Origin of the sequence: Burkholderia aenigmatica, assembly GCF_048627025.1 — a bacterium.
In the GTDB taxonomy this organism is placed as follows: Bacteria; Pseudomonadota; Gammaproteobacteria; order Burkholderiales; family Burkholderiaceae; genus Burkholderia; species Burkholderia aenigmatica.
The window spans coordinates 331,010-357,121 of the sequence record NZ_CP184469.1; the positions used below are offsets into that span (position 1 = coordinate 331,010).

Below are 26,112 nucleotides of genomic sequence, written 5' to 3' on the forward strand. Positions count from 1 at the left end.
ACGCACTGATTCACCGAAACAGAACAACACCCGCAACACGAGACATTCGAACGCCAGAGGTCGCCAGCGATGCGTTATCCCCACCTGTTCAAACCCATGCAGCTGAACCAGCTGACGCTGCGCAACCGGATCGTCAGCACCGCGCATGCGGAGGTGTATGCCGAGCCGGGCGGCCTGCCGGGCGACCGCTATATCCGCTACTACGAAGAAAAGGCCAAGGGGGGCGTGGGCCTCGCGATCTGCGGCGGGTCGAGCCCGGTGTCGATCGACAGCCCGCAGGGCTGGTGGAAATCGGTGAACCTGTCGAACGACAAGATCATCGATCCGCTTACGCGGCTGGCCGACGCGATGCACAAGCACGGCGCGAAGATCATGATCCAGGCGACGCACATGGGCCGCCGCTCGTCGTTCCACGGCGAGCACTGGCCGCACCTGATGTCGCCGTCGGGCGTGCGCGAACCCGTGCACCGCGGTAACGCGAAGATCATCGAGATCGAGGAAATCCGCCGCATCATCGGCGATTTCGCGGCCGCCGCGAAGCGCGTGAAGGCGGCCGGCATGGACGGCATCGAAATCTCGGCTGCGCATCAGCACCTGATCGACCAGTTCTGGAGCAAGCGCTCGAACCACCGCACCGACGAATGGGGCGGCAGCCTGGAGAACCGCCTGCGCTTCGGCATCGAAGTGCTGACGGCGGTGCGCGAGGCGGTCGGCAAGGACTTCTGCGTCGGCCTGCGCATGTGCGGCGACGAATTCCACGAGGACGGCCTCGATCACGAAGCGCTGAAGGAAATCGCGCAGGCGATGTCGGAGACGGGCCTGATCGACTACCTGAGCGTGGTGGGCTCGGGCGGCGATACGCACAACACGATCGCCAACTGCATGCCGCCGATGGCGCTGCCGCCGGAGCCGTTCGTGCACCTCGCGGCCGGCATCAAGTCGGTCGTGAAGATTCCGGTGATGCACGCGCAGAGCATCCGCGATGCGGGCCAGGCCGAGCGCCTGCTCGCGACCGGCATGATCGACCTGGTCGGCATGACGCGTGCGCAGATCGCCGATCCGCACATGGTGATCAAGATCCGCGATGGCCGCGAAGACGAAATCAAGCAGTGCGTCGGCGCGAACTACTGCATCGACCGCCAGTACAACGGCCTCGACGTGCTGTGCATCCAGAACGCCGCGACGTCGCGCGAAGCGACGATGCCGCACATCATCGAGAAATCGCGCGGCCCGAAGCGCAAGGTCGTGGTGGTCGGCGCGGGCCCGGCGGGCCTGGAAGCGGCGCGTGTCGCGAAGCTGCGCGGCCACGACGTCGTGCTGTTCGAAAAGAACGCGGAAGTCGGCGGGCAGGTGATGATCGCGGCGAAGGCGCCGCAACGCGAACAGATGTCGGGGATCATCCGCTGGTTCGACATGGAAACGAAGCGCCTGGGCGTCGATCGACGCCTCGGCGTGGCCGCCGACGAGAAGATGATCATGGCCGAGAAGCCGGACATCGTCGTGCTCGCGACGGGCGGGTCGAGCTTCACGTGGCAGGTGCCGGGCTGGGGCGTGGCCGAGGGCCTCGCCGTCAGCTCGTGGGACATCCTGACCGGCAAGGTCGAGCCGAAGCAGAACGTGCTGCTGTTCGACGGCGTGAGCACGCATGCGGGCGCCGGCGTGGCCGACTTCATGGCGAGCCGCGGCTCGAAGGTCGAGGTCGTCACGCCTGACGTAAAGGTGGCCGACGATTGCGGCGGCACGACGTTCCCGATCTTCTATCGCCGCCTGTACGCATTCGGCGTGATCCCGACGCCTAACACGATGCTCGATCGCGTCTATGAAGAAGACGGCAAGCTGATCGCCGTGCTGCGCAACGAGTACACGGAAGAGCTCGAAGAGCGCGCCGTCGACCAGGTGGTGATCGAGAACGGTTCGTCGCCGAACGACGAACTGTACTGGAAGCTCAAGCCGGAATCAGTGAACCGCGGCCAGATCGATCCGCACACGCTGTTCGCGGCCGAGCCGCAGCCGTGCCTGTCGGAAGAGCTCGGCAACGGCCGTTTCCTGCTGTTCCGTGTCGGCGACTGCATCTCGATGCACAACGTCCACGGTGCGATCTACGACTCGCTGCGTCTCGTGAAGGATTTCTAAACGATGAACCCGTCCTTCCTCATTACCGCCCTGTTGTGGCTGTCGGTGGCGGGGCTCGCGTTCGCGGTCTCGAAGCGCTCGTCCTACTGGCGTCTCGGCCGGGCCACCGCGCCCGGCTCGTTCGGCGTCGCGAACCTGTTCGCGATCCCGAAGCGCTACTTCGTCGACCTGCACCACGTGGTCGCCCGCGATCCGTACATCGCGAAGACGCACGTCGCGACGGCTGGCGGCGCGATCGGCGCGCTCGCGCTGGTGTTCATCAACTACGGCCTCGCGATCTACTCGCCGTGGCTCGACAAGCTGATCTTCCTGTCGGCGCTCGCGATGCTGGTCGGCGCGGTGTTCGTGTGGCGCCGGCGCGCGGCCAAGGATGTGCCGGCCCGCCTGTCGCGCGGCCCGTGGAATACGCTGCCCTGGCTGCTCGGCTCGTTCGCGCTCGGCCTCGTGCTGTTCATGCTGGTGCCGACCGGCGCGATGTCGGGTGCGTTCGCGGTGCTCTGCGCCGTGCTGATCGGTGTCGGTGCATTCACGATGACGGTCGGCGCCGCGAAGGGCGGCCCGATGAAGCATGCGATCGCCGGCCTGCTGCACCTGGCCTTCCACCCGCGCCAGGAACGCTTCGCGGCCACCCGCGAATCGTTCACGGGCAACGGTACGGCCACGCCGCCGACCGCGCTGAAGCTGCCGGACATCGAGCATCAGGAGTACGGCGTCGAGAAGCCGGTCGAATTCCGCTGGAACCAGCTGCTGAGCTTCGACGCCTGCGTGCAGTGCGGCAAGTGCGAAGCCGCGTGCCCCGCGTTCGCGTCGGGCCAGCCGCTGAACCCGAAGAAGCTGATCCAGGATCTCGTCGTCGGGATGGCGGGCGGCACCGATGCGGCATACGCAGGCAGCCCGTCGCCGGGCCTCGCGGTCGGCCAGCATCGCGGCGAGCCGAACGGCCCGATCGTGTCGGGCCTGATCGAAGAGCAGACGCTGTGGTCGTGCACCACCTGCCGCGCATGCGTGCAGGAATGCCCGATGCTGATCGAGCACGTCGACGCAATCGTCGACATGCGCCGCAACCGCACGCTCGTGCACGGCACGGTGCCGGGCAAGGGCCAGGAAGTGCTCGCGAACCTGCGTGAAACCGGCACGATGGGTGGCTACGACACGGCCGCACGCTACGACTGGTCGGTCGACCTGAGCGCGCCCGTCGCACAGCCCGGCAAGCCGGTCGACGTGCTGTTCGTCGCGGGCGAAGGCGCATTCGACATGCGCTACCAGCGTACGCTGCGCGCGTTCGTCAAGGTGCTGAACAAGGCGGGCGTCGACTATGCGGTGCTCGGCTCGACCGAAACCGATACGGGCGACGTCGCACGCCGGCTCGGCGACGAAGCGACGTTCCAGCAGATGGCGAAGCGCCTGATCGGCACGCTCGGCACGCTGTCGTACAAGCAGATCGTGACGGCCGACCCGCACGTGATGCACAGCCTGCGCAACGAATACCGTGCGCTCGGGCTGCGCGTGGCGGTCAAGCACCATACGACCTATCTCGCCGAACTGGCAGAGAGCGGCAAGATCGCGCCGAAGGCCGTCGAAGCGCTGCGCGAGAAGCGCACCACGTATCACGACCCGTGCTACCTCGGCCGCTACAACGGCGAGACGGAAGCGCCGCGCAAGCTGCTGAAGACGATCGGCATCCAGGTCGTCGAGATGGAGCGCAACGGCATGCGTGGCCGCTGCTGCGGCGGTGGCGGCGGTGCGCCGCTGACCGACATCCCCGGCAAGCAGCGCATTCCCGACATCCGCATTGCCGACGCACGCACGATCGGCGCGGACGTGGTCGCGGTTGCCTGCCCGAACTGCACGGCGATGCTCGAAGGCGTCGTGGGCCCGCGCCCCGACGTGCTCGACGTGGCCGAACTCGTTGCCGCCTCGCTGGAGTGAGTCGATGAACACGATCAAACGAATCGATCCGCGCCGGCCGTTCATCATCACGGCCGCCGGCCTGAAGCGCATCACGCTCGGCGAGGAAGGCAGCGCCGATGAGAACGCCGCGCACGGGTCCGTGCACGGTCATGGCGCAGCGGCCGCGAAGCCGCGCCGCGCGGTGCAGGATCCGAAGCACGTGATGCTGGTGGTCGCGCACAGCGAACGTGGCGCGCTCGACGATCATTCGCGGCAGGCAATCGCTGCCGCCGCGCTGCTCGCCGATGCGCAGACCGAAGTCGCGCTGCTCGCGTTCGGCGAGCTGAAGGACGACGTGGCCGAACTGGGCGTCGACAAGCTGCTGGAACTCGCCGGCTTCGAGCGCCGCGCGTTCGACCCTGAAAGCGAACTGCAAGCGTTGCAGGCATGCGTTGCGGCACTCGCGCCGAAACACGTGTTCGTGCCCGACAACGCGACGGGCGACGGCGATCTCGGCCGGCGTTACGCAGCGGCTGCCGGTGCGAGCGTCGCGACGCACGTCGTCGAGATCGACGCCAAGCATGTCGGCGCGTATGCGCAGGCCGGGCGCGCATTCGCGACCCGAGCGCTGCCCGACGTGATCCTGCTCGCGCAGAACGCGGTCGACGCGAAGCTGCCGTTCGTCGGCGCGGGCGAACGCCTGGCCGCCGACTTCATCCGCCCGGCACATGACGCCGCGCAGCCGTACCGCGATCTCGGTCTCGACGAAATCGATGCGGCCCAGGTCGCACTCGAGGAAGCCGATTTCATCGTGTCGGCCGGCAACGGCGTGTCCGACATCGGCGCGTTCGAGCGGCTGGCCGGCGCGTTCGGCGCGGCGATCGGCGCGAGCCGTGTCGCGGTCGACAACGGCCACTTCACGCGCGACAAGCAGGTGGGGGCAACCGGCAAGACGGTCGAGGCGAGCGTGTACATCGCGTTCGGCATCTCGGGCGCGGTGCAGCACCTGCAGGGGATCAAGGACTGCCGCCACGTGATCGCCGTGAACCTCGACGGCAGCGCGCCGATCGCGAAGCGCGCGAACCTGACGGTGGTGGGCGACGCGCAGGGCACGATCGCCGCGCTGATCGAACAGGTGCAGGCCGCGCGCGCCGCGCGTGGCGAATCGCCGGCCGCGGTCGGCACTCGTGAACCGGAAGGAGTCGCCGCATGAACGCCCCCCGCCAGTTGCAACGCATCGCGGTGCTCGTGTCCGTCGGCCGCCACCCGGTCAGCGGCGTCGCGCGCTATAGCCGCAACGACGCCGCCGCGCTCGAAACCGGCCGCCAGCTCGCGGAGCGGCATCGCGCGAAGCTCGATGTGATCCATGCGGGCGACCCCGCGAATGCGGCGCTTGCCGAATATCTCGCGCTCGGCGCACGGGAGGTCGAGGTGCTGGCCTGCCGCGACGACGACGATGCCGTGCACGCGCTCGCCGCGCGCGTCGAAGACTACGACCTCGTGCTGACCGGCACCCGCGCCGAGGGCGCGTACGACACCGGCATGCTGCCGTATCGCATCGCCGCGACGCTCGGCTATCCGCTCGTCGGCTCGGCCGTCGACGTGACGGTCGAAGGCGGTCGCGTGGCGGTCCGGCAATTTTTGCCGAAAGGGCTGCGGCGGCGCGTCGACGCGGCGCTGCCGGCCGTCGTCGCCGTCCATCCGCTGGCCAGCGCCGAGCCGCGCTACGCGTATGCGCGGCTGCGCGCCGGCGCGATCCGGCCCGCGCTCGCGGCGCCCGGCGCGGACGCCGACGCGGCTGCGTGGAAGGTCGGCCCGATCGAGCGTAAACCCGTAAAGCTGGTCGCCGCCGAGAAGCGCTCCGGGCATGCCCGGATGCTGTCCGCGACGACGACCGAAAGCCGTGGCGGCAACGTCGTAAATGAAGGGAGTTCGGTCGAAAAAGCACAAGTGATCCTCGCGTATTTGCGCGAGCATCAGCTCATCGACTACTGATTTTGATGCCTGTCGGCAAGAACCCAGGGATGCAAGGAATCCGGAGCAAACGATGAAAGTATCGGCAGACATTCGTGCATTGATCGAGCGGCGCAAGGAAGGGCACAGCCTCGAAGCGCCGTTCTACACGAGCGAGGACATCTTCGCGCTCGACATGGAGGCGATTTTCCGCCAGCACTGGATCCAGGTAGCGGTCGAACCGGACATTCCGGAGCCGGGCGACTACGTGACCGTGGAACTGGGGAGCGATTCGATCCTGATCGTGCGCGACGACGACATGGCGATCCGCGCGTTCCACAACGTGTGCCGTCACCGCGGCGCGCGCCTGTGCAACGAGGACAAGGGCTCGGTCGGCAACATCGTGTGCCCGTACCACAGCTGGACCTACAACCTGACGGGCCAGCTGATGTTCGCCGAGCACATGGGCGAGAAGTTCGACCGCTGCAAGCACAGCCTGAAGTCGGTGCACGTCGAGAACCTCGCGGGCCTGATCTTCGTCTGCCTCGCCGACGAGCCGCCCGCCGACTTCGCGCAGCTGCGCGCCGAGATGGAGCCGTACCTGCTGCCGCACGATCTGCCGAGCACGAAGATCGCCGCGCAGATCGACATCATCGAGGAAGGCAACTGGAAGCTCACGATGGAGAACAACCGCGAGTGCTATCACTGCGTCGCGAACCATCCGGAGCTGACCATCTCGCTGTACGAATACGGCTTCGGCTACCAGCGTTCCGACGCGAACGCCGAAGGCATGGACGCGTTCGCTGAAACGTGCGTGCGCCGCGGCAAGGAGTGGGCCGAAATGGGCCTGCCGTCCGAAGAGATCGAGAAGCTGCTCGACGTGACGGGTTTCCGCACGCAGCGCCTGCCGCTCGATCGCCACGGCGAATCGCAGACGCTCGACGCGAAGGTCGCATCGAAGAAGCTGCTCGGCGGTTTCGACAAGGCCGACCTCGGCGGGCTGTCGTTCTGGACGCAGCCGAACTCGTGGCACCACTTCATGAGCGATCACATCGTGACGTTCTCGGTGATCCCGCTGTCGGCCGGCAAGACGCTCGTGCGCACGAAGTGGCTCGTGCACAAGGACGCGAAGGAAGGCATCGACTACGACGTGAAGAACCTCACGGCCGTGTGGAACGCGACCAACGACCAGGATCGCGCGCTCGTCGAGTTCTCGCAGCGCGGCGCAACCAGCAGTGCGTACGAGCCGGGCCCGTATTCGCCGTTCACGGAAGGTCTCGTCGAAAAATTCTCGGCCTGGTACATCGGCCGGCTCGCCGAAAAAACCGGCGAATAAGCGTAAAGCAGCGGACAAGCGGAGTTAGACATGATGCGAGATGCGGCCAACTTCGAGCCGACGGACAGCCGGGTGACGCACCCGGCGTTCTGGAACGCCCTTCCCGAGCGCTGGACGAGCGACGTCGAGGAAACGCTGGTGTGCTGCCACGTGCGGCAGGAAACGCACGACGTGAAGAGTTTCTTCTTCCGTTCGCCGCAGGGCCGCTCGTTTTCGTTCGAGCCCGGGCAGTTCCTTACGCTCGAGCTCGACATCGACGGCGAAACCATCAACCGCTGCTACACGATCTCGTCGTCGCCCGCGCGGCCGCACACGGTGTCGATCACGGTGAAGCGCGTGCCGGGCGGCAAGGTGTCGAACTGGCTGCACGACAACCTGCAGCCGGGCGCACCGGTGCGCGTGCTCGGCCCGGCCGGCGAGTTCACGTGCGCACGGCATCCGGCGCGCAAGTACCTGTTCCTGTCGGCTGGCTCGGGCGTCACGCCGCTGATGTCGATGAGCCGCGCGCACCATGATCTCGCGGAAGATCGCGACATCCTGTTCGTGCACAGCGCGCGCACGCCGGACGACATCATCTTCGCGCGCGAGCTCGACCTGATCGCGTCGAACCACACGAACTTCCGCACGTCGTTCGTCGTCGAGCGTGTCGGTGCGCGCACCAACTGGCCGGGCGTCACGGGCTTCCTGACGCTGCCGCTGCTGAAGCTGATCGCACCGGATTTCATGGAGCGCGAAATCTTCACGTGCGGCCCCGCGCCGTACATGAAGGCCGTGCGCGACCTGCTCGACGAAGCCGGCTTCGATCGCAAGCAGTATCACGAGGAAAGCTTCTCGTTCGAAACGCTCGCGCAGACCGCGAGCGACGAACTGCTCGCCGATCTCACCCCGCCGGCCGAAGGCGCCGACACCGACACGAAGCAGTACACGGTCAGCTTCGCAAAGAGCAATCGCGAGATTTCGTGCGGCTCGGAGCAGCACGTGCTCGACGCGGCACGCCAGTCGGGCGTGCGGCTGCCGGCCTCGTGCACGCAGGGCATGTGCGGCACCTGCAAGGTGAAGCTCGTGTCGGGGCAGGTTGAAATGAAACACAACGGCGGCATCCGCCAGCGCGAGATCGACCAGGGCATGGTGCTGCTGTGCTGCAGCAAGCCGCTGTCGGATCTCGTGATCGACAAGTAGTCGCAACACGCCATTGACTGTCCGGGTGCGTCGCGCCCGGACAAGCATCCGTCGGAAAACAACGATACCGCGGATTTGTGGTTGAAGAACCTAGAGAGACAACGCGCACGGTGCGCACATCAAGGAGATCGACCATGAAGCTGTTCGGAAAACTGTTGTGGACCGGCGCACTGTCGGCAATGGTGGCACTGAGCGCTTCGGCGCTCGCCGATACGAAGCCCACGCTGAAGATCGGTTACGTCGAAGGCTGGGACGACAGCGTGGCGACGTCGAACGTCGCCGCACGCGTGATCGAGAAGAAGCTCGGTTACCAGGTCCAGCTCGTGCCGGTCGCTGCCGGGATCATGTGGCAGGGTGTCGCGCGCGGCGATCTCGACGCGACGCTGTCCGCGTGGCTGCCGGTCACGCACGGCTCGTACTGGGATGAATACAAGGCCAAGGTCGTCGACCTCGGCGCGAATTTCCCGGATGCAAAGATCGGCCTGATCGTGCCCGCCTACGTGAAGGCGAAGAGCATCGACGACCTGAACGCGGAGAAGGGCAGCTTCGGCGGCCGGATCGTCGGCATCGATGCAGGCGCTGGCGTGATGCGCAAGACCGACGATGCGATCAAGAGCTACGGGCTGAACTACACGCTGATGCCGAGCTCGGGCAGTGCGATGACGGCCGAGCTGTCGCGTTCGGTCAATGCGAACAAGCCGGTCATCGTGACGGGCTGGGCGCCGCACTGGATGTTCGCGAAGTGGAAGCTGCGCTTCCTCGAGGATCCGAAGAAGGTGTTCGGCGGCGCGGAGCACGTCGACAGCGTCGTGAATCCGGGGCTCGAAACCAAGGCCAAGCCGGTGGTCGCGTTCCTGAAAAAATTTCAGTGGAAGCCGGGTGAAATCGACAGCGTGATGCTGGCGATCCAGAACGGCTCGAAGCCCGATGCGGCCGCCGATGCGTGGATCGCCGCGCACGCGGATCGCGTGAATGCGTGGACGGAAGGCGCGCAGTAAGCCAGAGATGAATCACCTCGATAAATAGATAAAGAGACAGTCCGGGATGGGTTGGCAGGAGTGCGAAATAATCACACTGCGACACGGCCTTATCCCGGAATTATTTTTTTGATTCTGCAAAAAAGCCCGTAAATTGTTACACTACGGCCCTTGTGCGGAGTCATCACAGGAGGAATTGGATGAGTCAGGCAGGACTGCGTGCGAACCGCACCAGTGATGTTGAGGCAACCATCTCACATGATTCGACGGGCCACACGCTGCATCGTGGCCTGACTTGGAAAGACGCTTTTTGGGTAACGAGCGGCGTGCCGGCAGGCGTGCTGTTCACGATCGGCGGCGTATGCGCGACGATCGGTCAGCCCGCGTGGGCGATCTGGATCGCCGCGATCACGATGGGGCTGGTTCAAAGCGCGACTTATGCGGAAATATCGGGGCTATTTCCCCATAAATCGGGCGGCGCGTCCGTGTATGGCGCGATCGGCTGGGTCCGTTACAGCAAGCTGATTGCCCCGGTTTCCGTGTGGTGCAACTGGCTCGCGTGGTCGCCGATGCTCGCGCTCGGCTGCGGCCTCGCGGCGAGCTATGCGCTCACGAGTCTCTTTCCCGCCGATGCGGCGGTGCTGCACTGGCAGCTCAAGGTTGCGGATCTCGGGTTCATCAAGCCGGGTCTGTCCCTGCGGATCAATGCGACGTTCATCATCGCGACGATCCTGCTTCTCATTACGTTCAAGCTTCAGCACAGCGGTGCATCGAAGGCTGCGCGTACGCAGCGCATTCTCGGTATCGCGTCGCTCACGCCGCTGCTGATCGTCGGCATCGTGCCGTTCGTCACGGGCGACGTGCCGATGTCGAACCTGCTCCCGCTGCTGCCGCTCGGTCACGACGCGCACGGCAATCTCACGGCCGCGACGTTCGGCTCGTGGAACGGGCAGGGCGTCACGATGGCGCTCGGCGCGATGTTCATGGCCGGCTGGGCGTCGTACGGCTTCGAGACGGCCGTCTGCTACACGCGTGAATTCCGCGATCCGCGTCGCGATACCGCCAAGGCGATCTTCTGGTCGGGTGCGCTGTGTCTCGTCGTGATGACGCTCGTGCCACTGGCGTTCCAGGGTGCGCTCGGCACGCAGGCGATGCTCGATCCGTCGATCGGCGACGGCACCGGCGTCGCGGCCGCGATGGCGAAGATCGTCGGCGGCGGCGCATGGGTCGCGAATGCGGTCGTCGTGATGCTGATGCTGTCGATCCTGCTGATCGTGATGACGTCGATGATGGGCTCGTCGCGCACGCTGTACCAGGCATCGGTCGACGGCTGGCTGCCGAAGTACCTGTCGCACGTGAACGAGCACGGCTCGCCCACACGCGCGATGTGGACCGATCTCGGCTTCAACCTCGTGTTGCTGATGATGTCGGACTACATGACGGTGCTGTCGATCTCGAACGTCTGCTACATGCTGTTCGTATTCCTGAATCTTCAGTCGGGCTGGATCCACCGGATGGATCGCGGCAACTGGGATCGGCCGTTCCGCTGTCCGACGTGGCTGCTCGTCGCCGGCTCGATCTGCGGCTACGCGAACCTCGTGTATGTCGGCGCGGGGGCGAACCTGCAGGGCGACGGCACGCTGCGCAACGGCTTGATCGCGATGCTGCTGATCGTGCCGGTGTTCCTGTTCCGCCATTACTGGCAGGATCGCGGCCGCTTCCCCGCGCAGATGCAGCGCGACATGGAACTCGAAGTGCCGAAGCGCGCGATGTGGCTGAACCTGATGCCCTATGCGGCGCTGCTCGGCGCGGGGCTGACGATCTGGTTGTCGTATTACTTTGCCTGGGTGAAGTGAGCACTTGACCCTGGCTCGTCGCGCGAGGCCCCGGAAACCGCACACGGGGTCATCGCGCGGCGGATCAGGTGCGTTGCCCCCGGTCATCAGGCCGCCGATGTCGCGGCGGCCGCTTCCAACGACGGCATGCGTGTTCCGTTCATCGGGACATTTCACGCTCGCCTGTTCTGTCGCCGTTTTCTTCGGCGCGATTCCCTTTCCGCGTCATACGCTTTCCCGTCGCCGCTTCGCTCGACCGACCGTCAGAAAAACCGGCCGTCGGAACAACCGGTCGCGATGGTGTCCGGGCCGGGATTCGCCCCCCGGCGCGAAAACCGTACCGTTTCGTATCGATATCCGCTACCCACGCGCATCGCGGCGGCCCGCCCTGGCACGCGAAGACTGAACCGCCATTCGCTTGAGCTACACTTCCACTCCGACGTGATATCCCCTAGAGTGACGGTGCCTCGGGCCGATGGCCTGTCGGGGCGGAACCTGAGACGGAAAGGAATAGAAAATGAGTTTTGCTCCGAATGGCGGCCTGCCGGGCGGCCTCGGCGGCAGCCCTTTGGGTTCGTTGAGCGCGCTCGGCGGCCTGATCGGGCCTGCGGCATCGACTATCGCAGGAAACCTGGGGCCGCTGGCCGGCGTAGCCGGCCATGTCGACACGGTCCAGCGTGCGCTGCAACTCGCGCAAACCGGCTTCTCCCTGATGGAGAAAACGCCCACCGCGGTCGCCCAGGCATTGAACGACGCCGCTGGCGGTGTCGCGCGCCTGACCCAGCTCAACCGCTACGCGACGATCGAGACGCCGCTCGGGCCCGACGTCCTGCTGGTCAGCGCGGCGATCGTTGACGAGTACGTGAATCGGTTGCCGGAGATCCATCTGGATCTGCTCTCGCACCGTCACAGTCTGACGCCGGAGCAATTGATCGGGCAGCCGGTGCGGCTCAAGTTCGATCAGCAGTCGCGGATGCTGTCGCTGGAACGATTGACCGCGTCGAATGCCGGCGAAGAGTCCCGCTACTTCGACGGTTACGTGTCGTCGTTCGATCGCGTCGGCAATCCCGGCAAGGTGACGCAATACCAGATGACCGTGGTGCCGTGGTTCTGGTTTCTGACGCGCTCGACCGACTGCCGGATCTTCCAGAACAAGACCGCGCAGGACATCTTGCGCGAGATTTTCCAGGAGCACGGCTTCGCGGATTTCTCGTTCGATCTTCACACCGAGCAAAAACCGCTCGAGTACGTGGTGATGTACCAGGAGTCCTACTTCAATTTCTGCGCGCGCCTGATGGAGCAGGAAGGCCTGGTCTGGACGCACCGTTACGAGAAGGACAAGCACGTCCTCGTGATCGGGGACGGCAATCTCGTCTTCCGGCCGATCGACGGCCTCGCATCGATGCCGTTCTCGGGCACCGAATCGAGCGAGCTCAACGGGATCGACCGGCTCGACGAGGGGCGGCGTTTCGGCGTCGGCAAGATTACCTACCAGGATTTCAATCATCAGCAGCCTTCGTCGCCACTGATGCGGGTCGAGGCCGGCCCGCAGCATCTCGATCATGCGCGGCTCGCGACCACCGAGCGGTTCGAGCACCAGTCGCTCTACGATCATGGCGACGACGGCAATCGCTACGCGCGTTATGCGATGGAGGCGGAGGAAGCCATCTCGCATCGCTATCTCGGTAGCGGCTACGCATGGAAGATGACCACGTCGGGCCAGGTCAAGGTCGTCGATCATCCGGTGCAGACGAACAATCAGGACTACGCGATCCTGCATGTGCGGCACGAGGCGGTGAACGACTACACGCAGAATTCCGCGCAGTTGCCGTACCGAAACAGCTTCGTGCTGTTGCCGATGAAGATTCCGTTCCGCGCGCCACGCATGACGCCGAAGCCGGTGATTCACGGTACGCAGTCCGCGATAGTCGTCGGCCCGAAGGGCGAGCAGATCCATACGAACGGGAGCTGCGTCAAGCTGCATTTCCTGTGGGACCGCCGCGGCAAGCGCGATGGGGCGGATTCCATGTGGATTCGTGTATCGCAGCCCTGGGCCGGCGATGGCTGGGGCGCGGCCGCCATTCCGCGGATCGGTCAGGAAGTGATCGTCGCCTTCAATCAGGGCGACCCGGACAATCCGGTGATCGTCGGCCGCATGTTCAACGGCGAGCAGGGCAATCCTTACCATGGCGCGGCGGGCCAGACCATGGGGATCAAGAGCCAGACGCACAAGGGCGAAGGCTCGAACGAACTGCTGATGAGCGACGTTGCCGGCGCGCAGATGCTGTACATGCATGCGCAGAAGGACATGAACGTCGTCGTCGAGGATGCGCAGATCAACACGGTGCTCAAGGGCGACCGGACCGTCCAGGTCGGGAAGGGCAACCAGGCGACGACGGTGGCGGTCGGTAACCTGACGGACGTGGTGTCGCAAGGCAATACGCTCCATCAGACCCCGCAGGGCGTGCACACGATCGAGGCGAAGGAGCTGTGGATCAAGATCGGCGGCAACGGCGGCACGCGGATCCACATGACGGCAGACGCGATCGACATCTACAAGGGCGATTCGGTGATCCATCTCGATACGGCGAACATCAGCATCCAGGCGTCGCGTACCGACATCAATCCGAAGAACGGCTGATACACAACAGGACAACAACACATGTACCAGATGCATGAGGGCACGCTGGCGCTGCCGGTCGAATGGCAAGACAAGACGATGAACGTATTCGTGTCGGCAGCGACCGGCACCGAGGGCGTCAGCCTGGTGGTTACGCGCGAGCGGCTGCCCTGGGGGATGAAGTTCGACGAGTACGTGGCGAGCGAGATTCGCAAGATCGCGAAGAAGGTGCCCGAATACGCGGAAGTGTCGAGTGCGAAGGCGACCGTCTCGGGCCGCGACGCACACGTTCATGAATTCACGTGGACCAACAACCACGCGTTGATTCATCAGCAATTGACGATGGTCGAGTACGGACAGGTCGCGATGATGCTGACCTTCACCGCACCGGGTGCGCTGAGCGACACGCAGCGTGAGCAGGTCAGTGCGGTGATCCAGAGCCTGCAGCTGCGCGACCCGAATTGACGGACTCCTGACCATGTCGGACACGCCTGTATACGACGAGCCGAGCGGTAGCGCTGCGGAACGCCTGGAGCGTCTCGGCCATCTGGAAGATGGCGAGGCGGCCAAGGCCGCCGAGCAACCGTTCTACGAGAACGTCAACAATGTGATGCTCGGCGGCGACGTCGGCTGGGCGACGGCCAGCGTCCTCGATGCGGGGATCACCGCGGGTGCATCGGGGTCGGCGATCGCCGGTGCGCTCGCGGTCGAACTCGCGCCCGTCGCGATCGCGATCGGCGGCGCGTGGGCACTGGACAAGCTCGGTGTCACGGGGGCGATGTCGCGGGGTTTCGTGTCGATCGGCGACGAGCTCGGTCTCACGATCGGCCATGGCGATCCGCATCCTGCCTGTGTCGGCGATGCGGTTGCCCACTCGATGGGCGCATGGGGCCTTTTCGGCGGCCTGCTGGTGGGCGTCGCGGTCGGCGCGATCGTCGCTGCGGCGGTGGTGGCAACGGTCGCGACCGGCGGGCTGGCGGGCGCCGTGATCGTCGGCGCGTGCATGGCGGGCGGCCTCAGCCTCGGCAGCGCGCTGGCGTCTGCGAGCCAGCAGATGGGCAGCGACTGCGGGCAGATCCTGACCGGCTCGCACGACGTGTACTTCGAGGGCCGCCAGGTTGCGCGCGTCACCGATCTCGTCAAGTGCGACCAGCACTCGGGCGTACCGCAACCGCTCGTCGAAGGCAGCCGGACCGTGTTCGTGAACGACTTGCCGCTGGTGCGGATCGGCCACGAAACGCACTGCAGCGCGAAGGTCAATGCCGGTCGCAACAGTATCTGGATCGACAAGACGACCGCGCAGTATGGTCCGAAAAATCCCGAGCTGACGGCCGCCGAGGAGTTTTGGGCGAGCCTGCTCGGCGCGCTGGCCGGCGGTGCGATTGGGCGGACCATCGGCAAGGGATTCAAGCCGAAATCGACCGAATCGGCCGAGCAGGGTGGTGTGAAGGATACGCTGAGCAAGTGCGTGAACGACCCGGTCGACGTCGCCACCGGCGAAGTGCTGGAGGTACGTGTCGATCTGGCGATTCCGGGTGTGCTGCCGCTCGAGCTCAAGCGTCGCTACCGGACCCGCTCGGACGATCGCGGGCTGCTCGGGCGCCGCTGGTCGGACAACTGGTCGCAGTGCCTGACGCTCGACGATGGCCGCTTCGTGCGATTCCACGACGGCGCCGGCCTCGCGATCGGCTTTGATGCACCGGACACGGCGCTCGACGGCATCAACCTGCGCGAGCCGCGCTATCGGCTGATCGGCAGCCGGTTCGAGCCGCGCCTGCTGGATCGCGACACGCGGCAATTGCGCATTTTCTCGCCGCTGGTCGACGGCGGTTCGTCCCGCCTCGAGCGGATCGAGGACCTCGACGGCAATGCAATCGGCTTCTCGTACGATGCCGCCGGGCGCCTGAGCGGACTGATCCATAGCGACGGCTATCGGCTGGAGGTCGTCTATCACGGCCGGGACCGTCAGCCGGAGCGGATCGTGCTTCACGATCCGGACGAAGGCGCTCGCACGCTCGTGGACTACGGCTATCAGGACGGCATGCTGGCTCGCGTGGCGAGCTTTCAGTCCGGCCAGTTCCACTACGCCTACGACGAGCACGGCTGGATGACCCAGTGGCGGGATACGGACCAGACCGATGTCCGCTATCGGTACGACACCGCCGGGCGCGTGGTCGAGACCGGTACCCGGCAGGGCTACCACACCGGCCGGTTCGTCTACGAGGCCGACCGCACGCGCGTGTTCGATGCCGACGGCGAGTGGATCTATGCCTATAACGGCGAAGGTCTCGTGACGGCCGAAACCGATCCGCTTGGCCATTGCACGCGCTCCGAATGGGAGCTTGGCCGGCTGATGGCGCGGATCGATCCGCTGGGGCGCCGGACCGACTACCGCTATGACGATATCGGGCAACTGGTGTCGATCACGGAAAGCTCGGGGCGAGCGATCGACCTCGGGTACGACGAGCGGCATCTCACGACGGTCGGCCTGCCGACCGGCGGCCGGATCACGCTCGAGTACGATCATCTGCACCGCTTGATTGCGCGAACCGAGCCGGACGGCGCCAAAACGCAGTATCGCTACGGTTCCCGCGGCGAACTGCTGCGCGTGGTTCAGGGGGATCGCGAGACACGGCTCGACTATGACCGGCGACTGCGGCTGACGGATATCGCGTTACCGGGCGGCGCGCGCATTCGGCGCAGGAGCGACGTGCTGGGGCGGGTGCTGGAGGAAACGTCGCCCGATGGGAATACGACCCGCTTCGACTATAGCGACGGCCCGGACAACCCGCGCGGCAAGTTGCGGGCGGTCACGCACGCGGACGGCTCGTCCTCACGCGCGCAATACAACAGCGAGAGCCTGCTGGTCGGGTTGACCGATCCCCTCGGGCGCACGGTCGGTCGCGCGTACGGTCCGTTCGATCTGCTGGTGGCGTCGACCGACGCGGCCGGGCAGCAGACGCGGTTCGAATACGATCACGCGACGCGCTTGACGAAGGTCGTCAACGCGCTGGGCGATGTCTACACCTATCGCTACGACGCGGCCGGGCGTCTCGCCGACGAGATCGACTGGGGCGGCCGCGTGACCGCGTATCAGCGCGATGCCGCCGGGCGCTTGCTGGCGAAGACGCTGCCCGACGGTGGCCAGTGGCGCTATGCGTACGACGCACAGGACCGGCTGACCGAAGTGGACGCCGGTGACGTGAAGCTCGTCTATCGCTACGACGAATCGGGCCGACCGGCGTCCGCTGAGGTGCACGGCGAGCAGTCCCATGTGACGCGTTTCGCTTACGACCGGAACGGACGTCTGATCGGCGAGGATCAGCACGGCGAATTGCTGCGGCACGTCTACGACGCCGACGGGCAGCGTCGCCTGAGGATGACGCCGCACCGCGAGACGGCCTACGCATACGACGAACTGGGTGCGCTGACGCAGGTTGGCGGGCTGACGATCCATCGCGACAGCCTGGGACGCGAGACGGGGCGGCAGGCGGGGGAATTCGCCACGCAGCGGCAATACGATGCGCTGGGCCGGATCCGCCGGCAGGTCGCCGGCCCTGCCGCGGCGATCGACGCGTTGCAGGCCGACCCGGCACGGGCGCTCGAGCAATTGACGCGACAGGTCTATCACTACGACGTGGCCGGACAACTGGAGCGGGTCGACACCGACGCCGACACGCTCACCTACCGGCGTGACGTGCGCGGCCAGGTCGTGCAGGCAGACAGTCTGGTGCAGCCGGCCGAGCATTACCGCTACGACGCGGCGATGAACATCGCCGCGCACGGTCGGCAGGCGCCGGTGGACGTTCACCATTACGGCCGCGGCGGCCTGCCGGAACGGATCGGTCATGCGCGCTACCGGTACGATGCACGCGGCCGTACGATCGAAAAGACCGTCGAGCAGCCCGGGTTCCGGCCGAAAACGTGGCAATACACGTGGGACGGCCTCAACCGGCTCGTGAAGGTCGTGACGCCCGAGCGCGGCGTCTGGCTGTATCGCTATGACGCGTTCAACCGCCGGGTCGAGAAGCAGCAGGCCGGCAGCCGCGAAACCGTGAGGTTTCTGTGGGACGGCTCGACCATGGCGGAGCGCTGGGTCGAGCAACGGGACGGCACGACCGGGCAGGTGGTGACGTGGCATATCGAGCCGGGCAGCTACTCGCCGCTCGCTCAGGAGACCGACGACGGGCTGTACGCCGTCCTGACGGACCAGGTCGGCCTGCCGACCGAGGTGTTCGACGGACAGGGCGAGTCGGTATGGAAGGCGTCGTACTCGTTGTGGGGCAAGTTGCTGCCGGCCAGACGGGCTGCGAACGACGGCTGCCGCGCGTCGATCGATACGACGCTGCGCTTTCCCGGCCAGTGGGCGGACGACGAGACCGGACTGAACTACAACCTGAACCGGTACTACGATCCGGATTCCGGACAATATCTGTCCGTCGATCCGATCGGGCTGGCTGGCGGCATTCGGACTCACGGCTATGTGGCCAATCCGACCCAGTGGGTCGACCCTCTCGGCCTTGCCGGGTGTGAATTCCGCGAGTTCCTGAAGGAGAAGTGGGGGAGCAAGAACGTTGCGGATGCGCTGGAGGCGAAACGCAACAATCCGGTGCTGGACAAGTTGCTGACGGACGACGAGTACCTCGCGGTACGCGGCTATACGGCCAACCTGTACGAGGAAATCAACCCGGCATTGCGCGCCGGGAACCCGGGTGAATGGGCGCGGCTGACCGAGGAGGCGACGAACGGTCTGACCAAGCTCGCAGACAATGGATATGCGCATGTGGGCGACGTCGTGCGCAACGTGCGGTTGACCAATGAACAGGTTGAACAGTTGTTCCCGGTCGGCGGGGTCTTCCAGGACAAGGCCTTCCTGTCGACGACGACCGATCTGGATGGCGTATTCCCGGGCAAGGTAACGATAAACATCACGTCCCGCACGGGTGTTTCGGTCAGCACGCTTTCCGAATATCCTCGGGAAGCGGAGGTATTGTTCAAGCCTGATACCCCGTTCAACGTGCTCGATCGGACGCACGATCCCGCGAACGGTTCATGGAATATCACAATGGAACAGCAGTGATGAGCGACAAGGACGCCGCGTTGTCGGCAGAGCAGAGAGCGGCCGTCGAGCGGGCTGCCGCGCGTGCGGCGCGACGAAGTCAGTATCCCGAAGATATGGGGTTCATGCCGTATTCCGGGCGATTCACCAATGCGGATGTGGTGCTCAAGACACCGTGGCTGAGCGAGTATTTCAAGTTCCGGAACCGGAATCCGCGGGCTGACCGTGAAACCCTACGGGACGTTCAGCAGCAGATCGGTGCCGATTGCTCGGATATCATCGATCGATTCCGCGGCGCGATGCTGGGGCTGGCAATCGGCGACGCGCTGGGCACCACCCTCGAATTTTCGCCGCGAGACAGGGCGACGGTCACCGATATCGTCGGTGGCGGCCCCTTTCATCTGAAGGCCGGCGACTGGACCGACGATACGAGCATGGCATGCTGTCTCGCGTACAGTCTTGTCCATTCGCATGGATTCAATCCCGACCATGCGATGCTGGCTTTTTCCTACTGGTATCGGTTCGGCGCATACAGCCCGACGGGGGAATGCTTCGATATCGGCGGCACCACGCGGGCCGCGCTCGATCGCTATTTGAAAACGGGGAATGCGTTTTCTGGCGATACGCATCCGAATTCGGCCGGGAATGGCTCGCTGATGCGGCTCGCTCCCGTCGTGCTGTTCTATGCGAGCGACTTCGACAAGGCCGTGCACTTCGCAGCCGAAAGCTCGCGGCTCACGCATGGCGCGCAGGAAGCGGTCGATGCCTGCCGGTTCTTTGCGGCATTGATGTGGGGGGCGTTCGCGGGGTTTTCGAAAGAGGAGATTCTGAGCGACCGGTTTTCACCGTTGCCGGGGTATTGGGATCAACATCCGCTCGCGCCGGCGGTCGAGCGAATTGCGCGCGGCGCGTACAAGCAAAAGACGCGCGATGAAATCTCATCGTCGGGCTACGTGATCGATACGCTGGAAGCTGCGTTGTGGGCGTTCTATCACAACGACGATTTCGAGTCGGGCATGCTTGCGGCGGTCAATCTCGCGGGTGACGCGGATACCATTGGCGCCGTCTTTGGCCAACTGGCCGGCGCCAGCTACGGCGAGACGCGGATTCCTGTCAGGTGGATCGTCAACACGCACGCCGCACACGGGTTTTATCATTTTGCCGAGGATTTGCTGGCCGCTTCTCGAACGGATCAATCCGGAAGCTGAACGCGCGCCGGGAATCGGATTCTCGTCCGGAGGGGGCGATGCCGTGTTTCAAATGCCAGCGGTTTCCCGTGCCCACGTCGAACTTCGATGAGATGGCCGTGAATGAAACCATGCAGTCCACGCTTTATCGTTGCCGCGCGTGCGGACAGTTGATCCGGACCGGCGCGCTGGAGCGCGCGATTGCGACCCTCTCGCCCGGCGACGCCGCGCAGCAGTTTCCCGGCTTCGATCCGTCGCCACGCTGATCGGGCCGGCGTGTCCCATTCCGGAAGTCCGGTCACGCCACCGGGCGCGGCCGCTTGATTTTGGGAATGATCGGTTCTAATATCGGCTTCCATGAGCCCGACCTCGACATCTTCCGGCGCCCGTGACAGGGGGCGCCCACGCGAATTCGACACCGACGAGGTGATCGACGCGGCCGCACGCGTGTTCTGGGAGCAGGGGTATCACGCGACGTCGATCGACGCGTTGTGCGAGGCGACCGGCGTCTTTCGCGGCAGCCTGTATCGTACGTTCGGCGACAAGCACGGGTTGCTGGTCGCCGCGTTCGACCGTTACGCGGAAGGCGCGATCGCGCGGCTCAAGGAGCGTCTCGCGGCGGACCTGCCGCCCCGGCAGGCACTCCGGGATGCGCTGCTGTACTACACGGAAATCGGTGTGCGGCTATCGGAGCGGCGCGGCTGCTTCATCACGAATTCGGCCGTCGAACTTCTGCCCGGCGACGACGCGCTGCGCCCGTACATCGAATCGACCCTGTTGCGCATCGGCACGCAATTCAGCCTGGCCATCGCGCGCGGCCAGCAGTCGGGCGAGTTCGACCGGAATCTCGATCCGGAAGAGGTGGGCCGGTTCCTGCTGTGCCTGATCCAGGGCATGCGCGTGCTGGGCAAGTCGAGCGCGTCGGAGGCGGAACTGGCATCGATCGTCGATATCGCAATGCGGGCGCTGACCTGATTTTTTTTGATTATTTTGAGAATGATCGGTTTCAAATGTCGGGAGGCATTCCGGGCGCCTGCATCGAAATCGTGAAGGGCAGGCAACGACAGCAACGAAGTTGATGTGACACGGCCGCTGCGCGCAGCCCCCCCGCGGCAAAATAGTTGTCGCCCCGATAGAAACTTGAATCTTTCCTGAATTCAAGTTTCGTAGATGGTGGTGGGTTGCCGTCGCCGAAGGCGACGGCCCCCTTGCCACCGATTTCCGCAACAAGGGGGCGATGATGAGAGAACAAGTTGGCTCGATACGGACAAGGTTTTAAGGACAGAGCGGTGGCGCGGTTGCTGCCGCCGGAGAGCGCCCCGCTGGAGGTGGTGGCTCGGGAGATTGGGGTGAGCACAGATACGTTGGAACGCTGGCGCGGTGAGGAACTGGCCAAGCCGGCGCGAGAACGCAGCTGGACGGCAGCGGCTCGGCTGGAGGCAGTCATTACCACGGCAGCCATGGACGAGGCCACCCGCAGCGCCTGGTGCCGCGAACACGGCGTGTATCCACAGCAACTACAGCAATGGCGTGACAGCGCAACGCAAGCGCTTGCCGAACCCGCGGAGAAGCGCGCCAGCCCGCAGCAGACCAAGGAAGACCGTCGGCGCATCAAGGAACTCGAGCGCGAGCTGCGCCGCAAGGACAAAGCGCTGGCTGAGACGGCAGCGCTGCTGGTGCTGTCAAAAAAAGTCGAGGCGATCTTCAACAAGAACAGAAGCGAGGACGAATGATCGGGCTCGAAGATCGCCAGACCCTGGCCCAGGACATTGAAGCGGCTCAACAGGCCGGTGCGCGGCTGGCGCAGGCCTGTGAGGTCGCCGGCATCGACGAGCGCAGCCTGCAGCGCTGGAAGGCCAACCATGGGCTCGTATCGGGTGATGGCAGACCCGGCGCGGTGCGGCCGACACCGGCCCACGCGCTGACACCCACCGAGCGCGAGCAGATTCTGCAGGTGGCCAACGAGCCGCGCTTTGCCGACATGCCCCCGGCGCGCATCGTCCCGATGCTGGCCGACGAAGGCGTGTATCTGGCCAGCGAATCGAGCTTCCAGCGCGTACTGCGCGAGCATGGGCAGAACCAGCACCGGGGCCGCGCCAAGGCACCGCGCAAGAGCCGCCCGCCAACCACGCATATCGCCACTGCACCGCGCCAGCTGTGGTGTTGGGACATGACGTACTTGCCTGCCGAGATCGTGGGGCGCTGGTTTTATTTGTACCTGATTCTGGACGTGTACAGCCGGAAGATCGTGGGCTTCGAAGTGCACGACAGTGACGACGCCGACCATGCGGCGCATCTGGTCAAGCGTACGGCGCTGGCCGAAGGCATCCATGCCATGGCGACCAGGCCGGTGCTGCACGGCGACAATGGCTCGACCCTCAAAGCCACGACTGTCCTGGCGATGTTGAACTGGCTGGGTGTCAAGCCTTCGTACTCGCGCCCGCGCGTGAGCGATGACAACGCCTACGTCGAAAGCCTGTTCCGCACGGCGAAGTACCGCCCCGAGTTCCCCGACAAGGGCTTTGCCAACCTCGATGAGGCTCGCCGCTGGGCTTCGCACTTCGTGCATTGGTACAACCATGATCACCGGCACAGTGGCATCCGCTACGTCAGTCCCGCCCAGCGTCATGCGGGTGAAGATGCCGCGATCCTTGCCGCCCGTCACGAGGTATATCTCCAGGCGCGAGAACGAAATCCGCGGCGCTGGTCGGGCGCCACCCGGAACTGGACGCCTATCGGCGCGGTAACACTGAACCCCGAGCGCGACTGCATCGTCAAAACGTATACGCGCTCGACCGATATAGAGCCATTGGCAGCATGACCGAGACGACAACTAGCTTGACTCGCGCCGCAGCCGCACCGGCATCATTGTTCAATTAATTTGGGAATGATCAGTCATGAATGATGCAACACTCGCAACGCCCGCCGCGAACGCGTACGGGAAAGGCGTCGTGGCATGTGTGACCGCGACGATCCTGATGGGCGTGATGTTTCCGGTGATGACCGATGCGTTGCGGTACATCGATCCCTTTACGTTCACGTCGCTGCGCTATCTGATCGCCGGCATCGGCTTCATCGCGTTGCTGCGGCTCGTCGAAGGGCCCGGTGCGTTCCGTTCGGCCGGCGAGCCCGTGGCGCTTGCGTGGCTGCTCGGGTCGATCGGCTTTTGCGGGTTCGGGTCGTTCGTGTTCCTGGGCCAGCAACTGGCCGGCGACGAAGGGGCGCTGACGGCGTCGATCATGATGGCGACGCAGCCGATGATGGGGCTGCTGCTCAACGCACTGGTGCGGCGGGTCGCGCCCGCGCCGGTGTCGGTGCTGTTCGTCGTGCTGTCCTTTGCCGGCGTGGCCCTCGTCATCACGCGCGGGGACGTGATCGCCGCGCTGCACGAGCCGCAGCACTACGCGGCCAACGCGCTGATCGTCGTCGGCGCGTTGTGCTGGGTCGTCTATACGTTCGGCGCGGCGCGCTTCACCCGCTGGTCGGCATTGAAATACACGACCTTCACGACGTGGCTCGGACTGACCACGATCGTCGCGGTCAATCTGCTGCTGGTCGTCACGCACCGGATCGCGGCACCGTCACTCGCCGCGGTACACGCGGTCCTGCCGCATCTCGTGTACATGGGGCCGGTGGCCGGCTTCGGCGCGATCCTGCTCTGGATGACGGGCAACCGGATTCTCGGGCCGATGAACGGCGTGCTGTTCATGGACATCGTGCCCATCGCGGCCTTTGCCGTTTCCGCATTCACGGGCGTCGTGCCCAATCGTGCGCAGATCGCAGGCGCCGCGCTGACGGGCGCGGCGCTGATCCTGAACAACCTGTACCTGCGGCGCAGGGCGCGTCGCATCGGCACGACGCACGCGCGCGTGCCGTCGGCTTCCACATGAGCGTCGCGCCCTTCGCGCGTTAGGAAAACACCACCGTCCGATCCCCGTTCAGAAACACGCGCCGCTCGATGAACGCCTTCACCGCGCGCGCCAGCGTGAGCGATTCGACATCGCGCCCTACCGCGAGCAGTTGCTCCGGGCGCAACGCGTGATCGACGCGCTCGACGACCTGCTCGATGATCGGGCCTTCGTCGAGATCGTCGGTGACGAAGTGCGCGGTCGCGCCGATCAGCTTCACGCCGCGCGCATGCGCCTGGTGATACGGCTTCGCGCCCTTGAAGCCGGGCAGGAACGAATGATGGATGTTGATCGCGCGGTTCGCGAGCTTCGCGCTCGTCTCCTGCGACAGCACCTGCATGTAGCGCGCGAGGATCACGAGCTCGGCGCCGCTCGACTCGAAGAAGTCGAGCCACTGCGCTTCCTGCTGCGCCTTCGTGTCGGCCGTGATCGGGAAGTGGCGGAACGGCAGCCCGTGCTGCGCGGCGAGCGGTTCGAAGTCGGGATGGTTCGACACGATGCCGACGATGTCCATCTTCAGCTCGCCCATCCGCCAGCGGAACAACAGGTCCGCGAGGCAGTGCTCGAGCTTCGACACCATGATCAGCACCTTCGGCCGTGCGTTCACGTCGTGGATCGCCCACTGCATGTCGCCCTGCTCGCCGCCGAGGCTGGCCGCGATCGGCGCGAATTCGTGGCGCAGCGCGTCGATCTGCAGCGTTTCATCCGTCGGATGAAAGACGCAGCGCACGAAGAAGCGGGTGCTGAGGTCGTCGTCGAACACGTTCAGCGCATCGACATAGCAGCGATGGCGATCGAGAAAGCCGACGACGGCGGCGACCTGGCCGGCCGCGCTCGGGCACGACAGTGTCAGGACGAATTGATCGGGGCGGTGCTCGGCGGTCATGAGACTCCTCGGATGGCATGGGCGCACGGCCGTGCGGCGGCGCACGAAAGCGCCGCGCCGCGCGGGTAGCGGGAGGCTCAAGTAAATCAGGACGATTTTGGGGCGGATAGAACCAACGCGCCGTGTGGCTGGTATCGGTGCGCCAGCGCGCGGGGGCGGGAAGGGGTGTTACGCGCTCGCGCACGCGTCGAGCAGCCAGCGCCGGAACACGTGGGTCGCGTCCGGCTCGGGCCGCTGCGGCGGCCGCACCAGGAAGTAGCCGCGCGACGTGACGACCGGCGCGTCGACGAGCTTGACGAGCTGCCCGGATGCGACGAGTTCGTCGACGAGCGGCGACCAGCCGAGCGCGACGCCTTCGCCGAGCAGCGCCGCATGGATCACGAGCGCGTAGCTGTTGAAGGTCACGCCGCGCGCGGCGGCGGCCGTATCGAGGCCGTGCGCGTCGAACCAGCCGGACCACGACAGCCAGCGCTCGGGGCGAGTCGGCTGCACGTGCAGCAACGGCATCCCGAGCAGGTGCTCGGCCCGCGCGACGTGCGGGTGCGCGTCGCGGAACGCGGGCGAGCACACGGGCGTGACCGATTCCGGAAAGAGGCGGGCGGCCGTGCACGACGGCCAGTGGCCGTCGCCGAACAGGATCGCGATGTCGCCGTGGTCGCGCTGCGCGTCGTAATCCTGTGACGTGACGACGCGCACGTCGACATCCGGCATCACGCGCTTCAGCCCGGCCAGGCGCGGCATCAGCCAGTAGGTCGCGAAGCCGAAGTCGGTGACGATCGTGAGCGCGCCATGCTCGCGGCGCGCACGCAGGGTCGCGGTCGCGCCGCGCAGCGTGTCGAGGCTCACCCGCACCGCTTCGTACAGGCACTGGCCGTCGGCCGTCAGCGTGACGCCGCGCGGGCTGCGCTCGAACAGCGGCACGCCCAGTTCGGCCTCGAGCTGGAACACCTGCTGGCTCACGGCCGGCTGGGTGGAGCCGAGCTCGCGCGCGGCGGCCGTGAAGCTCGCGAGCCGGGCGGCCGATTCGAACGCGCGCAGCGCCTGCATCGACGGTAACGGTTCGGATTTCGACATAAGTCTCTCTAATGGCCCCATAAGGGCCGGACGCCTTCCCGCGCGAATTCGGGCGGGCGATAGTGCATCGGACGG

Annotated in this window: 18 protein-coding genes; 16 read left to right on the plus strand and 2 right to left on the minus strand. The window is 65.5% G+C overall.

Annotation, left to right across the window (positions count from 1 at the left end; translation table 11 throughout):
• The first annotated feature begins 69 nt into the window (after nucleotides 1–69).
• From ACN8ZM_RS18475 to ACN8ZM_RS18550, 16 genes are all read left to right on the plus strand, one after another.
• The gene (locus ACN8ZM_RS18475; RefSeq protein WP_043180448.1) at nucleotides 70–2,133 is read left to right on the plus strand and encodes an NADH:flavin oxidoreductase; all 2,064 of its coding nucleotides are present in this window, start codon (nucleotides 70–72) and stop codon (nucleotides 2,131–2,133) included.
• Between the two features lie 3 nt (nucleotides 2,134–2,136).
• On the plus strand, nucleotides 2,137–4,062 hold the full coding sequence (locus tag ACN8ZM_RS18480) for a (Fe-S)-binding protein (RefSeq protein WP_420211989.1): 1,926 nt from the start codon (nucleotides 2,137–2,139) through the stop codon (nucleotides 4,060–4,062).
• A 4-nt stretch (nucleotides 4,063–4,066) separates the two neighbouring features.
• Complete coding sequence (locus ACN8ZM_RS18485; protein WP_043180444.1) at nucleotides 4,067–5,236, plus strand: electron transfer flavoprotein subunit alpha/FixB family protein; 1,170 nt, start codon at nucleotides 4,067–4,069, stop codon at nucleotides 5,234–5,236.
• Nucleotides 5,233–6,018: an electron transfer flavoprotein subunit beta/FixA family protein gene (locus ACN8ZM_RS18490; RefSeq protein WP_420211990.1), complete on the plus strand. Its 786-nt coding sequence runs from the start codon at nucleotides 5,233–5,235 to the stop codon at nucleotides 6,016–6,018. Before ACN8ZM_RS18485 ends, ACN8ZM_RS18490 begins: the two co-directional genes overlap by 4 nt.
• Nucleotides 6,019–6,070: 52 nt before the next feature.
• Nucleotides 6,071–7,312 carry an aromatic ring-hydroxylating oxygenase subunit alpha gene (locus ACN8ZM_RS18495; protein WP_043180441.1) on the plus strand — a complete coding sequence of 414 codons (1,242 nt, stop codon included), beginning with the start codon at nucleotides 6,071–6,073 and terminating at the stop codon, nucleotides 7,310–7,312.
• A 30-nt stretch (nucleotides 7,313–7,342) separates the two neighbouring features.
• Nucleotides 7,343–8,491: a hybrid-cluster NAD(P)-dependent oxidoreductase gene (locus tag ACN8ZM_RS18500; protein WP_043180438.1), complete on the plus strand. Its 1,149-nt coding sequence runs from the start codon at nucleotides 7,343–7,345 to the stop codon at nucleotides 8,489–8,491.
• Between the two features lie 134 nt (nucleotides 8,492–8,625).
• Nucleotides 8,626–9,489 carry a glycine betaine ABC transporter substrate-binding protein gene (locus tag ACN8ZM_RS18505; protein WP_043180436.1) on the plus strand — a complete coding sequence of 288 codons (864 nt, stop codon included), beginning with the start codon at nucleotides 8,626–8,628 and terminating at the stop codon, nucleotides 9,487–9,489.
• A gap of 179 nt (nucleotides 9,490–9,668) precedes the next feature.
• Nucleotides 9,669–11,324: an APC family permease gene (locus ACN8ZM_RS18510; RefSeq protein ID WP_043180433.1), complete on the plus strand. Its 1,656-nt coding sequence runs from the start codon at nucleotides 9,669–9,671 to the stop codon at nucleotides 11,322–11,324.
• Between the two features lie 496 nt (nucleotides 11,325–11,820).
• Entirely contained in the window at nucleotides 11,821–13,944 is a 2,124-nt protein-coding gene (locus ACN8ZM_RS18515; protein ID WP_420211991.1) for a type VI secretion system Vgr family protein, read from the plus strand.
• A gap of 21 nt (nucleotides 13,945–13,965) precedes the next feature.
• The gene (locus ACN8ZM_RS18520) at nucleotides 13,966–14,388 is read left to right on the plus strand and encodes a DUF1795 domain-containing protein (RefSeq protein WP_420211992.1); all 423 of its coding nucleotides are present in this window, start codon (nucleotides 13,966–13,968) and stop codon (nucleotides 14,386–14,388) included.
• 13 nt (nucleotides 14,389–14,401) lie between these two features.
• A complete protein-coding gene (locus ACN8ZM_RS18525; RefSeq protein WP_420211993.1) occupies nucleotides 14,402–19,003 on the plus strand; it encodes an RHS repeat-associated core domain-containing protein in 4,602 nt (1,533 codons plus the stop codon).
• Nucleotides 19,003–20,190 (plus strand): ADP-ribosylglycohydrolase family protein, encoded by a 1,188-nt coding sequence (locus ACN8ZM_RS18530; RefSeq protein WP_420211994.1) that lies wholly within the window; start codon nucleotides 19,003–19,005, stop codon nucleotides 20,188–20,190. Before ACN8ZM_RS18525 ends, ACN8ZM_RS18530 begins: the two co-directional genes overlap by 1 nt.
• Before the next feature lie 68 nt (nucleotides 20,191–20,258).
• Nucleotides 20,259–20,435, plus strand: coding sequence for a hypothetical protein (locus tag ACN8ZM_RS18535; RefSeq protein WP_420211995.1), 177 nt, complete (start codon nucleotides 20,259–20,261; stop codon nucleotides 20,433–20,435).
• A 91-nt stretch (nucleotides 20,436–20,526) separates the two neighbouring features.
• Nucleotides 20,527–21,144: a TetR/AcrR family transcriptional regulator gene (locus tag ACN8ZM_RS18540; RefSeq protein WP_089452017.1), complete on the plus strand. Its 618-nt coding sequence runs from the start codon at nucleotides 20,527–20,529 to the stop codon at nucleotides 21,142–21,144.
• Between the two features lie 278 nt (nucleotides 21,145–21,422).
• Nucleotides 21,423–22,990, plus strand: a protein-coding gene (locus ACN8ZM_RS18545) for an IS3 family transposase (RefSeq protein ID WP_089454866.1) whose coding sequence is annotated in 2 segments (ribosomal slippage) — nucleotides 21,423–21,861 and nucleotides 21,861–22,990 — 1,569 coding nt in all. Because the reading frame shifts where the segments join, the coding sequence is not laid out codon by codon here.
• A 76-nt stretch (nucleotides 22,991–23,066) separates the two neighbouring features.
• Nucleotides 23,067–24,059, plus strand: coding sequence for a DMT family transporter (locus tag ACN8ZM_RS18550; protein WP_420211996.1), 993 nt, complete (start codon nucleotides 23,067–23,069; stop codon nucleotides 24,057–24,059).
• A gap of 19 nt (nucleotides 24,060–24,078) precedes the next feature.
• On the opposite strand, the gene purU is transcribed toward ACN8ZM_RS18550, so the two are convergent.
• Both purU and ACN8ZM_RS18560 read right to left on the minus strand, forming a co-directional pair.
• Nucleotides 24,079–24,963, minus strand: a complete 885-nt coding sequence (gene purU / locus ACN8ZM_RS18555) for a formyltetrahydrofolate deformylase (RefSeq protein ID WP_043180421.1) — start codon at nucleotides 24,961–24,963, stop codon at nucleotides 24,079–24,081.
• Nucleotides 24,964–25,131: 168 nt separating this feature from the next.
• On the minus strand, nucleotides 25,132–26,037 hold the full coding sequence (locus tag ACN8ZM_RS18560; RefSeq protein WP_420211997.1) for a choline sulfate utilization transcriptional regulator: 906 nt from the start codon (nucleotides 26,035–26,037) through the stop codon (nucleotides 25,132–25,134).
• Nucleotides 26,038–26,112 lie beyond the last annotated feature (75 nt).

Excerpts from the sequence above, each read along its gene's own strand:
- ACN8ZM_RS18475 (WP_043180448.1), top strand. The coding sequence starts at position 70 with ATGCGTTATCCCCACCTGTTCAAACCCATGCAGCTGAACCAGCTGACG.
- ACN8ZM_RS18480 (WP_420211989.1), top strand. The coding sequence starts at position 2,137 with ATGAACCCGTCCTTCCTCATTACCGCCCTGTTGTGGCTGTCGGTGGCG.
- ACN8ZM_RS18485 (WP_043180444.1), top strand. The coding sequence starts at position 4,067 with ATGAACACGATCAAACGAATCGATCCGCGCCGGCCGTTCATCATCACG.
- ACN8ZM_RS18490 (WP_420211990.1), top strand. The coding sequence starts at position 5,233 with ATGAACGCCCCCCGCCAGTTGCAACGCATCGCGGTGCTCGTGTCCGTC.
- ACN8ZM_RS18495 (WP_043180441.1), top strand. The coding sequence starts at position 6,071 with ATGAAAGTATCGGCAGACATTCGTGCATTGATCGAGCGGCGCAAGGAA.
- ACN8ZM_RS18500 (WP_043180438.1), top strand. The coding sequence starts at position 7,343 with ATGATGCGAGATGCGGCCAACTTCGAGCCGACGGACAGCCGGGTGACG.
- ACN8ZM_RS18505 (WP_043180436.1), top strand. The coding sequence starts at position 8,626 with ATGAAGCTGTTCGGAAAACTGTTGTGGACCGGCGCACTGTCGGCAATG.
- ACN8ZM_RS18510 (WP_043180433.1), top strand. The coding sequence starts at position 9,669 with ATGAGTCAGGCAGGACTGCGTGCGAACCGCACCAGTGATGTTGAGGCA.
- ACN8ZM_RS18515 (WP_420211991.1), top strand. The coding sequence starts at position 11,821 with ATGAGTTTTGCTCCGAATGGCGGCCTGCCGGGCGGCCTCGGCGGCAGC.
- ACN8ZM_RS18520 (WP_420211992.1), top strand. The coding sequence starts at position 13,966 with ATGTACCAGATGCATGAGGGCACGCTGGCGCTGCCGGTCGAATGGCAA.
- ACN8ZM_RS18525 (WP_420211993.1), top strand. The coding sequence starts at position 14,402 with ATGTCGGACACGCCTGTATACGACGAGCCGAGCGGTAGCGCTGCGGAA.
- ACN8ZM_RS18530 (WP_420211994.1), top strand. The coding sequence starts at position 19,003 with ATGAGCGACAAGGACGCCGCGTTGTCGGCAGAGCAGAGAGCGGCCGTC.
- ACN8ZM_RS18540 (WP_089452017.1), top strand. The coding sequence starts at position 20,527 with ATGAGCCCGACCTCGACATCTTCCGGCGCCCGTGACAGGGGGCGCCCA.
- ACN8ZM_RS18550 (WP_420211996.1), top strand. The coding sequence starts at position 23,067 with ATGAATGATGCAACACTCGCAACGCCCGCCGCGAACGCGTACGGGAAA.
- purU (WP_043180421.1), bottom strand. The coding sequence starts at position 24,963 with ATGACCGCCGAGCACCGCCCCGATCAATTCGTCCTGACACTGTCGTGC.
- ACN8ZM_RS18560 (WP_420211997.1), bottom strand. The coding sequence starts at position 26,037 with ATGTCGAAATCCGAACCGTTACCGTCGATGCAGGCGCTGCGCGCGTTC.